Source organism: Marinobacter sp. H13 (genome assembly GCF_059072335.1).
The window spans coordinates 1,923,719-1,939,130 of record NZ_JCACRU010000001.1; the positions used below are offsets into that span (position 1 = coordinate 1,923,719).

The 15,412-nt window shown below is 59.5% G+C and carries 13 protein-coding genes; 10 read left to right on the forward strand and 3 right to left on the reverse strand.

What is annotated here, in order from left to right; all coding sequences use genetic code 11:
* Positions 1-63: 63 nt before the first annotated feature.
* Complete coding sequence (locus AC5JQH_RS08975) at positions 64-2,049, forward strand: ribonuclease R family protein (protein ID WP_493805500.1); 1,986 nt, start codon at positions 64-66, stop codon at positions 2,047-2,049.
* Between the two features lie 61 nt (positions 2,050-2,110).
* Positions 2,111-2,314 carry a hypothetical protein gene (locus AC5JQH_RS08980; RefSeq protein WP_008172739.1) on the forward strand — a complete coding sequence of 68 codons (204 nt, stop codon included), beginning with the start codon at positions 2,111-2,113 and terminating at the stop codon, positions 2,312-2,314.
* Positions 2,315-2,324: 10 nt separating this feature from the next.
* On the opposite strand, the gene yihG is transcribed toward AC5JQH_RS08980, so the two are convergent.
* The gene (gene yihG / locus AC5JQH_RS08985; RefSeq protein ID WP_039881963.1) at positions 2,325-3,218 is read right to left on the reverse strand and encodes a 1-acylglycerol-3-phosphate O-acyltransferase, YihG family; all 894 of its coding nucleotides are present in this window, start codon (positions 3,216-3,218) and stop codon (positions 2,325-2,327) included.
* A gap of 225 nt (positions 3,219-3,443) precedes the next feature.
* Between yihG and AC5JQH_RS08990 the strand changes: the two genes are divergently transcribed.
* Entirely contained in the window at positions 3,444-4,595 is a 1,152-nt protein-coding gene (locus AC5JQH_RS08990; RefSeq protein WP_039881962.1) for an alpha/beta fold hydrolase, read from the forward strand.
* Between the two features lie 148 nt (positions 4,596-4,743).
* On the opposite strand, the gene AC5JQH_RS08995 is transcribed toward AC5JQH_RS08990, so the two are convergent.
* A complete protein-coding gene (locus AC5JQH_RS08995; RefSeq protein WP_104270924.1) occupies positions 4,744-5,415 on the reverse strand; it encodes a haloacid dehalogenase type II in 672 nt (223 codons plus the stop codon).
* 151 nt (positions 5,416-5,566) lie between these two features.
* Here AC5JQH_RS08995 and AC5JQH_RS09000 point away from each other — a divergent pair, with 151 nt between their 5' ends.
* The 5 genes from AC5JQH_RS09000 to AC5JQH_RS09020 all read left to right on the forward strand — a co-directional run bounded on the left by AC5JQH_RS09000 (position 5,567) and on the right by AC5JQH_RS09020 (position 11,472).
* The gene (locus AC5JQH_RS09000; protein WP_493805501.1) at positions 5,567-6,772 is read left to right on the forward strand and encodes an alpha/beta hydrolase; all 1,206 of its coding nucleotides are present in this window, start codon (positions 5,567-5,569) and stop codon (positions 6,770-6,772) included.
* A 33-nt stretch (positions 6,773-6,805) separates the two neighbouring features.
* Entirely contained in the window at positions 6,806-7,717 is a 912-nt protein-coding gene (locus AC5JQH_RS09005; protein WP_008172727.1) for a LysR family transcriptional regulator, read from the forward strand.
* Between the two features lie 231 nt (positions 7,718-7,948).
* Entirely contained in the window at positions 7,949-9,169 is a 1,221-nt protein-coding gene (locus AC5JQH_RS09010; RefSeq protein WP_491713965.1) for a Bcr/CflA family multidrug efflux MFS transporter, read from the forward strand.
* 239 nt (positions 9,170-9,408) lie between these two features.
* A complete protein-coding gene (tpx, locus tag AC5JQH_RS09015; protein WP_014578719.1) occupies positions 9,409-9,906 on the forward strand; it encodes a thiol peroxidase in 498 nt (165 codons plus the stop codon).
* 228 nt (positions 9,907-10,134) lie between these two features.
* Complete coding sequence (locus AC5JQH_RS09020; protein WP_491714020.1) at positions 10,135-11,472, forward strand: MATE family efflux transporter; 1,338 nt, start codon at positions 10,135-10,137, stop codon at positions 11,470-11,472.
* Here AC5JQH_RS09020 and AC5JQH_RS09025 read toward each other — a convergent pair.
* Positions 11,458-11,883, reverse strand: coding sequence for a thioesterase family protein (locus tag AC5JQH_RS09025; RefSeq protein ID WP_008172718.1), 426 nt, complete (start codon positions 11,881-11,883; stop codon positions 11,458-11,460). The genes AC5JQH_RS09020 and AC5JQH_RS09025 overlap by 15 nt on opposite strands.
* 292 nt (positions 11,884-12,175) lie before the next feature.
* Between AC5JQH_RS09025 and AC5JQH_RS09030 the strand changes: the two genes are divergently transcribed.
* Complete coding sequence (locus AC5JQH_RS09030) at positions 12,176-13,813, forward strand: MBL fold metallo-hydrolase (protein ID WP_008172715.1); 1,638 nt, start codon at positions 12,176-12,178, stop codon at positions 13,811-13,813.
* 191 nt (positions 13,814-14,004) lie between these two features.
* Complete coding sequence (locus AC5JQH_RS09035) at positions 14,005-15,402, forward strand: succinylglutamate desuccinylase/aspartoacylase family protein (protein WP_092030749.1); 1,398 nt, start codon at positions 14,005-14,007, stop codon at positions 15,400-15,402.
* The last annotated feature ends 10 nt before the right edge of the window (positions 15,403-15,412 follow it).

The following is a 15,412-nucleotide window of genomic DNA, read 5'->3' on the forward strand; positions in this document are numbered from 1 at the left end:
TCATACCGCCATAACCGTTATACTCCGCCCCATCATTCATTTTTTTACCAGCCAGGTTACTTCATGCTCAATGCCGACGCCCTCAGCCAGTTGCGCCAGCTGAAATCGGATATCAAGGACAACAAGGTGGTTTTTCCCGGAACAGTCAAAGCCACCAATGGCCGCTTCGGATTTGTTGCGCTCGACGAAGGCCGGGATGTCTTCCTGCCACCCGAGGAAATGCAGAAGGTGCTGCCCGGGGACCGGGTGAATGTCACCGAGCAGGAGGTTGAGAAAGGCAAAACCCAGGGTGTTGTGGACGAACTGCTGGAAACCCGCCTGAACACCTTTGTGGGCCGTTACCTGGTGAAAGGCAAAGGCCATTTCGTGGTGCCCGAAACCCCGGGCATCAACCGCTGGATCTTCATTCCCCCCAAAGAGCGAATGAACGCCCAGCAGGACGATTACCTCTACTGTCAGATTCACAAGCATCCGATCAAGGATGGCAAGGGCCAGGCCAAGGTACTGCGGGTAATCGGCAAGGCGGGAGAACCCGGTATTGAACGCTCCTTCACCCTGGCTACCTTTGATCTGGCGGACACCTGGCCGGACGCGGTGCGTACACAGGCCGACAGCCTCAGTGAGAGTGATATCGAATCCCGGGAAGCCGGGCGGGAAGACCGCACGGACCGCCCGTATGTGACCATCGACAGCCCGGGCACCCAGGACATGGACGATGCCCTGCTGGCCGAGCCCAACGCCACCGGCTGGACCCTGTCGATTGCCATTGCCGACCCGACCGCTGTGATCGAAACCGACAGCCCCGCGGAGCAGGAGGCGTTCAATCGCGCCACCGCCATTTACTTCCCGGGCGAACCCCTGCCCATGCTGCCTGACAGCATCAGCACCCGCCTGTGCTCTCTGATGCCAGACGTGAAGCGGCTGGCTCTGGTATGTGATCTTCAGGTTAACAACGATGGCAGCCTGGGCGACTACAGCTTTCACCGGGCGGTTATCCAGTCCAAGGGCAAGCTCAGCTACGAGCTCGTCTCAAACCTGATCGAAGGTCGGGAGGACGATGAGATCAAGGCACTTCCGGACGACGTTGCCAACAGCCTGGACCAGTTGCACCAGGCAGCGACAGCACTCAGGAAATGGCGCAGTGAACATGCGCTGCTGAGCGGCGACCGGCCGGAATTCCGCCTCCGGCTCGATGAAAACAAACGCATCCGGCTGATTGAACCGTCCGTCCAGAATGAAGCCCATCGGCTGGTGGAAGAGTGCATGGTCGCCGCCAACCGCTGCGCCGCAGACTTCCTCGCCAACCAGACTGCAGGGTTGTTTATCCAGCACCCCGGGCTACGGGATGATCGCGCCGACAACATCCGGGCACTGATCGACAGCCACGCACCGCATCTGTCGGGGGTTGATGCCCATCAGGCCGAAGGTTTCCGCAAGCTGATGAAGGAAACCGACGCCCTGGAAGCCGAAGTACCGGTAAAAGCCATACTGTCCCGCCAGCTGGCCCGGGCCGAGCTGAGCTTCAAGCCCGCGCCTCACCAGGGTATGGGCCTGGACGCCTACACCACGTTTACTTCGCCACTGCGCAAGTTCTCGGACTTCTATGTCCACCGGCTGATCAAATCGGCACTGTGGGATACCCCCATGAAGGCCTTGAGCGAGGATCAGCTGGAGGCTCTGCAAGCAGCCCAGATCCGTGCCCGCCAGGCGGCAAACAGTCTGGAAGCCTGGCTCAAGAGTGACTTTGCCAAAACACTCGGCGAAGAACCCATGAGCGGTGTGATCAGCCGCACGGTGCCCGCCGGTTTCTTTGTACGGCTGGATGCCAACGGATTGGAAGGGTTCGTCAGCTGCAAGGATCTGGATGGCAAATACAGCTTTGACCCCGTTACTCTTCGCCTGATCCACAACAAGAACGGCCGAATCTTCCAGCTGGAGCAGCCGGTAACGGTAAGCTTTGCAGGCGTGGACGAAGAGCGCAGGCAGATCAATTTCAAGCTGGTGGAAGCACAGGAGATCCCGACCGGGACCGGCTCCGACGACGGTTGAAAAACCACACGGGCAGGCGCATCGTACTTACAAGGACATATTCCTTTGATGGAGGTGCGCCATGCCCATCAGCCCTGACGAATTTCTGAAAAAGTACGGTTTTGACAAGGAAGAGGAAGAGCGGGACCACAGCCTGCGCCACAACGCCATGGAGCACGCCAAGCACCTGCGCCGGCCCCATGCGGGGACGCCCCACGACTGGGAAGAGTGGGAGCGCTACAAGCAGGAACACCCGGATGAAGTGGAAGACGACTCCGACAGCTGATGCCCGGTAATTACCGGGCCAGCATCCGCTCCAGCCGTTCATCCTTCGCCTGCCACTGATCCCCCAGCCAGTTTTTCACGTTCCGGCGGTGCTCTGCATCCGTTGAGTAGTCCCGGCCTTTCAGATGCTCCGGGATATCAACGGTGTGGATTTCCATTTTGACTTCCTTGACCCGGCCACAGATAAACTCCCAGAAGGTGGGTGCTCCGTCCGGATAGGCGATGGTCACGTCCACCAGGGTCTGGATCGAATCGCCCATGGCGTCGAGCACGAAGGCGGCACCGCCAGCCTTGGGCGTCAGCAGGTGCTTGTAGGCCGACTTCTGTTTGTCGTGTTTGGCCTGGGTAAACCGGGTGCCTTCCACAAAGTTCATCACACTCACCGGGGTGTACCGGAACTTCTCACAGGCCCTGCGGGTTGACCGAAGATCCTCGCCCCGCTTCTCCGGATGTTTGATCAGGTATTCCCGGGTGTAGCGCTTCATAAACGGGAAATCCAGGCCCCACCACGCGAGGCCGATCACCGGCACCCAGATCAGCTGCTGCTTTAGGAAGAACTTGAGGAACGGCGCCCGATGGTTGAACACCCGCTGCATGGCGAAGATATCCACCCAGCTCTGGTGATTGGCCAGCACCAGGTACCAGCTTTCCCGCTGGAGGTTTTCGGCACCTTTCACATCCCATTTCGTGCCATGGGTCAGCTTCATCCAGCCGGTGTTGCAGGCAACCCAGGCTTCCGCGATCCAGATGATGACCCGAGTACACAGGACCCGGAAGCCCTGGATGGGGATGATGAGTTTGAGAATGGCCGGGATGTAGAGCAGGATGCACCAGAACAGGGTGTTGATTCCCAACAGGATAGAATTGAGTACACCGATGACGGGGGCAGGGAGAAAGCTGAGCATGGCGGTCCTGTTTCTGGTTATTGTTTCCAAATAGGGGCTAATGATAGCAACCACAGACCGCATTGGGCAGTGGCCTGAAGTGACCGGTTTGCCCACCGGTTTGGACACTTCTGCCATGGTGATTTGCGCCTCACCATGGATAATCTCGATGTCTGGCCTGCGAGACGGGACAGTAGAAGTTCGGTAATCCGTATAGTGAGCGTCAAATTCTCCATGGACATTCCCATGCCCAATCTCTTCAAATCCGCCGCTGACCGGGCGGCAGGCGTTACCCGGCAAACGGCCCTTTATGCCGGCAACGCTTTCGACCGGGTGTTCCGGGCCGCCAGTCTGGTGCAGGCCGGGCAGACGCCGTTTGAAACCCTGTATACCGATGGTCTGGTCAGCCTGCGTTACTACCCACCACTGGCCGAGGATTTCATCGAGCTGGAAGGCGAGACCATTGCGGTTGAGCGCACGGCCCATAAGACACCGATTGTGATCGTGCCGCCCCTGGCGGTGAATATGCTGATCTACGATCTGTTTCCCCAGCGCAGTCTGGTTCGGTTTCTGCGTGCCAAGGGATTTGAGGTGTATCTGATCGACTGGGGCATGCCCACGCGGGAACACAGTCACTACAACCTGCATACCTATGTGGCCGAGTTGCTGCCGGCCTACCTGAACCGGGTTCGGGAGCATAGCGGTGAACAGGAGTTGTCGCTGCATGGCTGGAGTATGGGTGGCATGTTCACGCTGTTCTATTCCGCGCTCAGCAACGATCAACATGTGCGCAATGCCATTGTGCTGGGCTCGCCGATCGACAGCCATGCATCCGGGATCCTGGGGCTTGTGAATCAGCGCATGGCGGATGTGGCCGGGTTTGTGCGGAAACGCACCGGGTTCCGGCTTCACGATGTGAAACCTCACTGGTTTCATACCCCCGGCTGGGCCAATACCATCGGGTTCAAGCTGACCAATCCGATTGCCAGCGTGATGAGTTACTGGGAACTGATCATCCGTCTGGGTGACCGGGAGTTTGTCACCAACCACGCCACCACGTCGGCGTTTCTGGACCGTATGGTGGCCTACCCCGGCGGGATCATTCAGGACACGGTGGTGAGGGTCTGGATCGACAATCAGCTGTCAAAAGGTGAGATCCAGATCGGTGAAGATGTTGCCAGGCTGGATAATGTGAGTGCCAACTTACTGGCCATCGCCGGGGGCGACGATACGCTGGTGACGCCGGGTGCGGCCAAGCGGGTGATGGATCATGTGAGCTCTACGGACAAGACGTTCCGGGTTGTGCCGGGTGGTCATATGGGCATTCTTGCGGGGAGTAAGGCGCCTCGTCAGAGTTGGCTGGAGTTGGCGGATTGGCTCGCTTTTCGGTCGGACTGAGTTTTTGAGTTTGGAGTTTGCCGGCAGGTGTCGGGGAGGGCTTTCCAAAACACGCTCCTTGCGGCACGTCCATGTGACGCTTGACTGTCGCCATCCATGGCGACAGACAGTTTTGGAAAGCCCTCCCCGACACCTGCCTCCTCTTACTTCAGAGGTTTTTCAGTGTTTCCTGCAGTTCTGAAAGGCTGTTGATCACTGCTGAGGGTTGAATCCCCCAGTCTTCAAATACCTTGTTCGGATCCCTCTGTACCCAGATTGCGAGTAATCCTGCAGCTCGTGCACCAATCACATCCCAGGCGTTACTGGACACAAGACACAGGGGTTTTTCCCAGGAACCGGTTGCGCGCCGGGCATAGGTGTAAACGGCAGGATCAGGTTTGAAACTCTTGATATCGTCTACCGATACCAGGCCTTCAAATTGGTCGAGCAAGTCGTTGTGCCCGAGCACTTTCTCCAGTGCTGGATAACCACCATTGGAGAATGCGAACAGCGGGTACTCGCCTCTGAGACTCTTTAACGCCGGCAACGCGTCCTCGAACGCGGGCAAAGACAGGTAGGCTGCCATCAGGGCGTTTTCGCGCTCTTCGGACAGGGTCAGTTTATGGGTGGCCATGGCGTAGCGCAGGGCTTGTCGGGTGCAGATACCGAAGTCTTCGTAGACTTTCATCAGGCCCTTGCGAAACGAGAACTCCAATTGCTTCTCCCGCCACAGCGCGGCCACGGCTTCTGCCCTGTCGCCCGCGTCTTCCGCCAGCAGGCGGGACATGCCCATGGGGTCAACCAGGGTTCCGTAAACGTCGAAAGCGAGGGTCATGGTCATCGGTGGGGCTCCTCATCCGGAAGGGGGTTCGGGGTCGTATACTGCAGTCACAGTATCGGGATTTGAACGATCACTCAATACAGTCACCTATGACGACGGTTCAAGCGAAAGGAGCGAATCTCACTCGCCGGCTATGATTATCCTCAGGAATTTGCTCGTTTTACTGGTGCTGGGCACGACCGCCGCCTGCGCCACCAGCACGCAACTCTACACGCCAGGGCCATCAACATTAGGTGCCGAACCGGTTACTGATTTCGACCGCTATGTGGCATCGGTCAAAACCTACGTCGATACCAATCTGGTGCCGGTGGAAGGGTTTGAACGGGAACAGCAGGTGCAGTGGAACCTGCCGTACCGGCTGGCACCGGCGGCAGGTTGCAGCTCCGGGGATCGTGCCGGGATCCTATTGGTTCACGGCCTGAGCGATTCACCCTTTGTGTTCCGGGATCTGGCCCGTTACCTGGCGGATCAGTGCGTTGAAGTCCGGACGCTGTTGCTGCAGGGACACGGCACCCGTCCCGGGGATATGGTGACGGCCAGCGCCGAGGTCTGGCGCGAACAGGTACGCAATCACTTTATTGCCCTGTCGCAGGAGGTGGATCGGGCGTTTATTGGCGGTTTTTCTCTGGGCGGGGCACTGGCCACAGATTACGCGCTTTCAGAGACCGGTCCTCGACCGGCGGGTCTGATTGCGGTTGCACCGGCCTGGCAGCTTAACGGTTTGCGGGACTACCTCTGGCTGGCGCCCATCGCCGACGTGTTTGCTGATTTTGTAGAGAAGGAGCCCGAACTTAATCCGGTGAAGTACGAGTCGTTTTCCTTCAACGCCGGCAGTCAGATCGGCGACGTTATATCGGCGGCGCAAAGCCGGATAATCCAGAAGGAAAGCCTCGATATGCCTTTGTTCCTGGCCGCCACGGAGGCCGACTCGGTGATCAATCTCGAGTATCTGGTCACGCAATTCCGGGAGCGGTTTAGCAATCCCGGGAATGCCATGATGATCTTTCGGGATACCCGTAAACCCTGGCCGGTCGCTCAGGCCGATGAGCGCATCCGTTTCCTGAGCAGTTATCTGCCTGATGCCAATATCCTGGAATTCTCTCATCAGTCCCTGCTGATTGCGCCAGACAACGAACTCTACGGCCTGGGCGCGCCACTGCAGCGATGCCTGGAACCGAATAACATCTCTCTGGAGGGTTGCCGGCAGTTGCCGGAGGAAGATCTCTGGTTCAGTGCCTGGCACGACACGGAGCGTCCGGTGTATACCAGCCGGCTGACTTACAACCCCTGGTTCGACGATCTGGCAGAGGCTGTTGGAACATTCATTCAGGCAAACGAATCAGGCGAGGCGCCGTAGCGCCACCGCAGGCATCGGGTTACACTGCCATTCATGAACCCGATTGATACATTCAACCTGGATTTCCGGGCCCTCAGCACCTTTCTGGCGGTGCTTGATGAAGGCAGCGTGTCCCGCGCGGCAGTCAGGCTGGGCGTTACCCAGTCTGCGGTGAGTCACACGCTGGAACGTCTGCGCCAGGCCCTGGGCGACCCCCTGTTCGTGAAGTCCGGGCGCGGCATTGTGCCAACCCGCTACGCACTTCAGGCCGGGCCCCATATCCGCCAGATTTTGGATGACCTGCAGTCGCTGTCCTCGGGCCCGCCGTTCAGTCCCGCCACGGCAGAGTTCACCTTCACGATTGCTGCCAATGACTACCAGCGGGACCTGCTTTTGCCGGGCCTGGTGCGAACGTTGCGGCAGGAAGCTCCGGGCATCAGCCTTCAGGTGATTCCATCTGGCATTCCTCGGGCAGACCTTTTGCGGAAGGATGTCTGTGATCTGGTGATTTCTCCCCACGCGCCGGAGGCGACGGACATTATGCAGCGGGGCCTGATGGCCGATCGCATGGTGGTGTTCTATGATCCTGAACACCGGAAACCGCCAGCGGATCTGCCGGAATACCTTAAGGCAGACCACATTGCCCTGTTGTTCGCCACCGGCGAAAAACCGACTGTGGAAACCGCCATGGACACCCGTGGTCTGGTTCGTCGCAATGTGGTGACGGTCTCCAACTTCTCCGGCCTACCGGAGTTCCTCCGCGGAACAGATATGCTTGCTACGGCCCCGGAGGGCATGAGCAAACACTTACTCCGGGACTTCGCCTGGGTTCCGCTACCTTTTGATTTCAAACCCTTTACCCTGCTAATGCTGTGGCACCGCCGCAATCAGAACGATCCCGCCCACAAGTGGCTGCGCAACCAGGTGAATGCCGTTGCCGCTACCCTCAACGGTCTTAAAAGTTAATCAATTAGTTTTGCTCATAGGTTGTATGAGCTTTGCTGGCGTTATCTTCGGGCGACCTGTGGCCTAGACTGCTTTCACTCCCCTATCGGCCGGGTCCGGTAAGGCTTTCCAAAACACGCTACGAGCACATCCATGTGCGCTTGTTTCGGGCCATCCATGGCCCTCTACAGTTTTGGAAAGCCTTACCGGACCCGGCCTGTTGGGCCATCGAGATAGCGCATTAGGAAATCCATGCTGACTTTGACCAGTGTCTGGACAACGGTACTTCTCGCCGCCGCTGTGGCCCTTGGGCCGCTGGCGACTGATATGTATCTGCCGGCACTGCCACAAATAGGTTCAGACTTTGGCACCGGCACCGATCAGGTTCAGCTGACATTGAGCCTGTATCTGGTGGGCTTTGCCATTGCTCAGCTGGTTTGCGGTCCGTTGGCGGACCGTTTTGGTCGCAAGCCGATCATGATTGGTGGTTTCGTGCTTTTCGCCATTGCCAGCATTGGCTGTGCCCTGGCGTCGAACATCGAAACGCTGATTCTGTGCCGTTTCCTGCAAGCGCTTGGTGGTTCTGCCGGCCCGGTCCTGGGTCGGGCGGCGATTCGGGATATTTACACGCCCCGCGAAGCTGCCAAGATCTTGGCGATCCTTGCCAGCATCATGGCACTGGCGCCTGCCGTTGCACCGACCATTGGCGGTCTGCTGACCGCCAGCCTCGGCTGGTCATCGGTGTTCCTTGCATTGGGTGGCTACGCCCTGGTGATGGCGGTGGTTGTGGCCTTCGGTATTCCCGAGCCGATGCGCCCGGAACATCGCCAGTCCCTGAAAATCGGCAGCCTGCTGCGGAACTACCGCACAATTGCGAAAGACATCAGCTTCCTGGGCTACACCCTGACCAATGCCCTGATTTTCTCCGGCCTGTTCGCCTTCCTGTCGGGCTCTTCGTTCGTGCTGATTGATTTCCTGGAAGTGCCGACAGAACAGTTCGGTCTGTACTTTGCCTGCATGGTGGCCGGCTACATTGTTGGCAACCTGACCGCCGTCCGTCTCGGCCGTCGCCTGGTGCCGGACCAGATCCTGGTGCGCGGCCTGATCATTGCCGTGGCTGGCGGCAGCCTGATGGCCGTGCTGGCACTGAGTGAAGTGTTCAACGTCTGGGCCGTCATTTTGCCTCAGGCCCTGTTCATGATCGGCACCGGGATGGTCCTGCCCCAGACCATGGCCGGCGCCCTGGCGAACTTCCCCACCATGGCCGGCTCCGCCTCGGCCCTGTTCGGCTTCACCCAGATGGCCGTCGCCGCTGTTGCCGGCATGCTCGTCGGCCACCTGCACGATGGCACCTCTCTGGTCATGGCCTTGATCATTGCCGCCTGCGCAGCACTCGCGATGGCCTGTTATCTGCTGCTGGTTCAGCGTTATCCTGCGAAAGGTTTCGAACCACAATCAATAACCAGTAATTGAAGTCTAATGGCCTCAGGGGAAAAGACTCTGATGCTAGGAGGCTGATGCGGGAGGGCTTTCCAAAACTGTCTGTCGCCATGGATGGCGACAGTCAAGCGTCACAGGGACGTGCCGTAAGGAGCGTGTTTTGGAAAGCCCTCCCGCATCAGCCCAACCGCCAAAGCCAACAGGCAAAATCATCCAAAGTGGTCTACACAGAGTACGTAAGACTCTAAACCAGACACCGAGGAGCAAATACCATGAGCAGCGTTAACCTGGACGGCAACCCCATTGAATTAAGCGGTAAATTTCCCGAAACAGGCGACAACGCGCCTCCCTTTACCCTGACCAACAGCGGGCTGGAAGAAGTCAAACTCGACAACTGGTCCGGCAAGCGCAAGATCCTGAACATCATCCCGAGCATCGACACCGGCGTCTGCGCCGCGTCTACCCGGAAGTTCAACGAAAAGGCCGGCAGCCTGGACAACACCGTGGTCCTCGTAGTCTCTGCCGACCTGCCCTTCGCAGCCGCTCGCTTCTGCGGCGCCGAAGGTCTGAAAAACGTCGAAACCCTCTCGACCTTCCGGAACTACAGCTTCCAGCAGGACTACGGCGTCGCCATTCAGGATGGCCCCCTCGCCGGTCTCTGCGCCAGGGCGGTGGTCGTACTGGATGAGAACGACAAGGTCATCCACAGCCAGCTGGTTGATGAGATCAAGGATGAGCCGGATTACGATGCGGCGCTGAAGGTGCTGTAACGCTTCTTATCGCCCTGAGCTCCGGACATATCACCGGTTTTCGGGGCAGTTGGATGGGGGCGGGCTTCTGAAACCGTGCGGAGCCATGGATGGCGGAGCCGAGCGTACAGGGATGTATTCACAGCGTGTTTCAGAAGCCCGCCCCCAGCCGACTGCATGCTCCAAAACCAGAACCTGTTAGAATCCCCGCCCAAAGCCCGAATCCTAACCGAAGGCCCACAACACCCCGTGCAGACCACCACCCAAAACCCATCCCTGGCCCGCCAGCTCTACAGCATGACCTGGCCCATGCTCTTCGGGGTGCTGTCCCTGATGACCTTCCAGCTGGCCGACAGTGCCTTCGTGGGTCAGCTGGGTCGTGATCCGCTGGCAGCCCTGGGTTTCACCTTGCCGATGCAGCAACTGATCATCGGCCTTCAGGTGGGTCTGGGGATCGCCACCACAGCGATCGTATCCCGCACGCTGGGGGCCGGCGATGAATTACGCGCCTTCCGGCTGGGCGGCCTGATCATTACCGTGGGCGGCAGCCTCGTTTTCGTCATTTGCATGGCGCTGTGGTTCCTGCAAAGCCACATCATGACCGCCCTGGGCGCTGAAGACTCGCTACTGCCACTGGTCCGGCAATACTGGGTCCCCTGGCTGATGGCGGCCTGGACCGGGGCGTTTCTGTACTTCGGCTACAGCGTTTGCCGCTCCCACGGCGATACCAAATTGCCCGGGTACATGATGGTGGCCACGAGTCTGACCAACATCGCCCTGGACCCGCTCTACATCTTTGTTTTCGGCTGGGGACTACCCGGCGCCGCCTGGGCGACCATTACCTCGTTCGGAATCGGCTGTCTGGTGATCTATCCGAAACTTCTCAAACGCCGCTGGATCCGGTTCGACCTGCGCGAGCTTGCCCTGTGGAACGCCCTGAAACAGCTCAACGGCATTATGGCCCCCGCCATGGTGAGCCAGCTGATGCCGGCTGTCTCGGCCATGCTGGCGACGGCCCTCGTGGCCGGCTTTGGCTCCGCTGCCGTCGCCGCCTGGGGTCTGGGTACCCGCCTGGAATTTTTCTCCATTGTGGTGGTGTTGGCCCTGACCATGTCGATGCCGCCGATGATTGGCCGCATGCTGGGTGCCGGCGATATCGAGCAGATTCGTAAACTGGTACGTCTTGCGGTCCGGTTTGTGGTGATCTGGCAACTGGCCATTGGCCTGACCTGGGTGGTCGCTTCCGGGTTGGTGTCTGAGCTGTTCTCCAGCGACAGTGATGTGCAGGAGGTTCTGGCCGGCTATCTGGTGCGGGTACCGCTCAGCTACAGCGGTCTGGGCGTATGCATGCTGATGGTGTCGGTGTGCAATGCCCTCGGCCTGGCGATGCGGGCCCTGCTGGTCTCCACCCTGCGCCTGTTCCTGTGTTTCCTGCCCCTGCTCTGGATCGGTAGCCAGATCAACGGCGTCTACGGGCTTATGAGCGGCGCCCTGGTGGGCAATCTGTTCGCCGGCGCCATGGCTTACAGCTTCTACCGGGCCGGCATGACGCGCCTTAAGGCCGAGATATCCTCAGGCAAAGCGTGAGCGGAAGCTCTCGGGCACGGGCACCACTTCCTTGCGGTGGTAGTTGAAGAAGACGAAGCCATACTTCGCCAGTGCCACCGGCTGGCCGCTCTCGGCCTTGGTGACCCGGAATACGAAATCCCCGCCATACTTGTTGAAGTCCATCAGACCCACTTCAAAGCGCAGCATTTCCGGGAAGAAGGACTCGGACTGGTACATGGTGGCCAGGTCGGTGACGATAATGCCGGTGCCGTCCTTGCTGGCTTCCTGAATGCCATAGCTGACCAGGAACTGGGCCCGGGCCTCGGAGAGCATGGAGATGAGGGCGTCGTTGCCGAGGTGGTTGGCGCCGTTGATGTCGGTGATTCTGACGGGCATCCTGGTTTCGAAGCAGAAGACGTCGTCCGGGAAGGAGAGTTTGATTCGGGCCACGGGGGTTCCTGTTTTCACTGGGTATCTTGGGGCAAATCATACGCTGTTCGACTTTAGTGTTCATCTCAAGACGCCCAGTCCCAAATCGGTTATCTTGCTATGAGACCTCCGCGCCGATGGTTTTGGTGGAGCGACGGCAGGGAAGGGCTTTCCAAAACACGCTCCTTGCGGCACGTCCATGTGACGCTTGACTGTCGCCATCCCTGGCGACAGACAGTTTTGGAAAGCCCTTCCCTGCCATCGTTCGTATCACTCCCGCGCACTGACAATAAATATTTGAAGATGGAGTTTTATGGATATTCGCCCTGCTGCCACCTTGGTTCTGGTTCGAGATACAGCCGAAGGCCTTGAAGTCCTGCTGCTGCAACGCACCTGGGACGCCGTGTTTATGCCCGGCTATTTTGTATTCCCTGGCGGGCGAGTCGAGGAAAACGAGACTCACGGGCAGGACCATATTATCGGGCCCGGAGACGCCGAGATCAGTCAGACCATGAGTGTCGATGAAGGCGGCGCGGACTATATGTTGGCGGCGGTTCGGGAGTGTTTTGAGGAGTCCGGGGTTCTGGTTGCGGTGGATAAACAGGGCAACCCGATATCCGGGGATCATCCGGCCCATGCGGATCGGAGGTCGGTGTTCGACGGCGATCTGTCTCTGGCCAGTCTGTGCAAAAAGCACGGCTTGGCGCTTCCGCTGGACAGGCTTGCCTATCTCGGCCACTGGATTACGCCGCCGGGGCCGCCGAGGCGTTTCGATACACGGTTTTTCGTGACGCCCGCTCCGGAAGGTCAATTGGCCGGGCACGACGGTATCGAAACCATCGATCATGTCTGGATCCGCCCGGAACAGGCCCTTGAGGATCATCGGAACGGCCAGCGGTTGCTGGGGTTGCCAACGATTCGGACGTTGCGGGTGCTGAACGGGTTCGAGACCACCGATGCGCTGATGCGCTATGCCCACGCCAACCCGCCCGAGCCCTACCCCAACCAGCCCTGGCCGGCGGTCAAAAAGGGTAAGCCGGTGACGCTGGAGCCGGGAGCGCCGGCCTATGATGAGGCCGCGAAGCTGGATCCGGAAGGTGAAGGCTCGACCCGGGCGGAGATTAATCCCGGAGAGGCGGTTGAGGTCGCGGCCCGTGTCACCCGGCTGACGGCGCCCAACCCGGGGATGATGACCGGGCCAGGGACCAACACTTACATTCTGGGCCATGAACGCTTCACGGTGATCGACCCCGGCCCCGCCAACGAGTCCCATATCGAGCGAATTCTGGAGGTGACCGGTGGGGTGATTGATCAGGTTGTGGTTACCCACACGCACCAGGATCATTCGCCGGCGGTTGCGGCCCTGAAAGAGCGCACCGGTTGCCGGGTGTTCGGTTGGCCGGCGCCCCCGGGTGCCGGCCAGGACCAGACCTTCCGGGCCGATGATGAACCGGAGCACGGTGATCTGATTGTGACCGAAGCCGGGCTCCTGAAGGTGCTTCATACCCCGGGTCATGCCTCGAACCATCTGTGTTTTCTGCTGGTCGACCAGAAGCTGCTGTTTTCCGGTGACCACATCATGCAGGGCTCAACGGTGGTCATTAATCCGCCGGACGGCGACATGAAGGCCTACATCGAGTCGCTCTACGAGTTGCTGGCCGAATCCATTCGCTACATTGCGCCAGCACACGGCTTTCTGATGGGGCATCCCGAAGCGGTGATCGATTTCCTGATCACCCACCGTCTGTCCCGTGAGCACAAGGTGGCCCGCGCGCTGGAAGCCCTGGCTCCTGTAGACCTGAAAGCTCTTACCGCAAAAGCCTATGACGATGTTCCGGCCGCCATCCACGGCCTTGCGGCACGGTCAGCCCTGGCGCATTTACTGAAGCTGGAGGCGGAGCACAGGGCGTTCCGGGAGGACGATCTGTGGCATGTCGTACACGACAGCTAACGCGGGAGTAACGAAAGCACACGGGATTTCGCAAAACACCCATATTTTTAATCACTTTTCCGGCGTATAACTGTTTTCGTTATAACTTGCCCGGATTTCATGAAAGTGGCATTAAACCTTTGTCACAGCAGTATTCATGACCGCCAGAGGCACTCTATCCTTGAGCGCACACTGACGAACCGTGAGGAAATATGCTGTTTGAGCGGCTTCAAAAACCGTCCCCCCGGATCCTGCTGATTGGCCTGGTCATACCCTGGCTGTCGGCACCTGTTCTGGCCGAAACCGATTCGGCAAAGGCCAGCAAAAAATCCGAAGTGCTGATCGCGGAACTGGCCGAGGACGAGAGCGTCGAGGACGTTGAGCATTCGGCCCCTCTGCAGACCAAAGGGAAGAACAATACAGCCCGTCAGCCGGCAGTCCCACAGGGCGGAGCCGGTATCGATACGCCCTCGGCCGGTTCCCGCAAGGTAGCCCCGAACATCGATCTCAAGCAGGTTGCGCCGCCACCGGAGGCACAGGTTTCAGCGCCCGGAGATACCGATGCAGATGCCGCAGAATCCGAGGTCATGGCAACCGAAGCGGTGGCCGAACCCGAGCCGGAGCCGGAGCCGGAGCCCGAGATTCGCGAAGGCGAGGTCTTCACGCTGCTGGACAATGATGTCCTGCCCGGCACGTCTACCCGCCTGGCCTGGACCCCCGGCATTCAGATTGCCGGGCTGTCCCAGACAACCCCGGTTCTGGTGGTCAACGGCATCAACGCCGGCCCGACGCTGTGCCTCACCGGGGCAGTTCACGGGGATGAGTTGAATGGCATCGAGATCATCCGCCAGACCATGTATGACCTGAACCCGGAGAAGCTGTCGGGCACGGTCGTGGGTGTGCCGATTGTGAACCTGCCGGGATTCCAGCAGGGCAGTCGTTACCTGCCCGATCGCCGGGACCTCAACCGGCATTTCCCGGGCAGCCCCGATGGCAGCCTGGCCGACCGGATTGCCCATTCACTGTTCGAGAACGTGATTCGCAAGTGCGACATGCTGGTGGACATCCACACCGGCTCACTGAAGCGCACCAACCTGCCGCAGCTTCGCGCCGACATGAACAACCCGGACGTGGCGGAATTCACCCGGGGCTTTGACCGCATGGCGGTGGTTCACAGCTCCGGTTCTGCGGGCATGTTGCGCACCGCTGCTGTGGAAGCCGGTATTCGCACCGTCACCCTGGAAGCCGGCGAATCCCACCGTATACAGCAGCACCAGATCGGTGCCGGCGTGAACAGCCTAACCAGCCTGATGGAGCGTCAGGGCATGATCTCCCGGATGTTCGTGTGGGGCGATCCGGAGCCTGTCTACTACGATTCCGACTGGATCCGCGCGGACCACGGCGGGATTCTGTTCAGCGAAATTGAGTTGGGGGCCAGCGTATCGGAAGGGGAGATTCTCGGTTACGTGTCCGATCCGATCACCAATGCCCAGCACCCCATCCGGTCCACCACCGATGGCCGGGTTATCGGTATGGCCGTGGACCAGGTAGTGATGGCCGGTTTTGCCGCCTACCACATTGGTACGGAGGCAGAAGTTCCCGGAGAGTAGTATGCTAGGC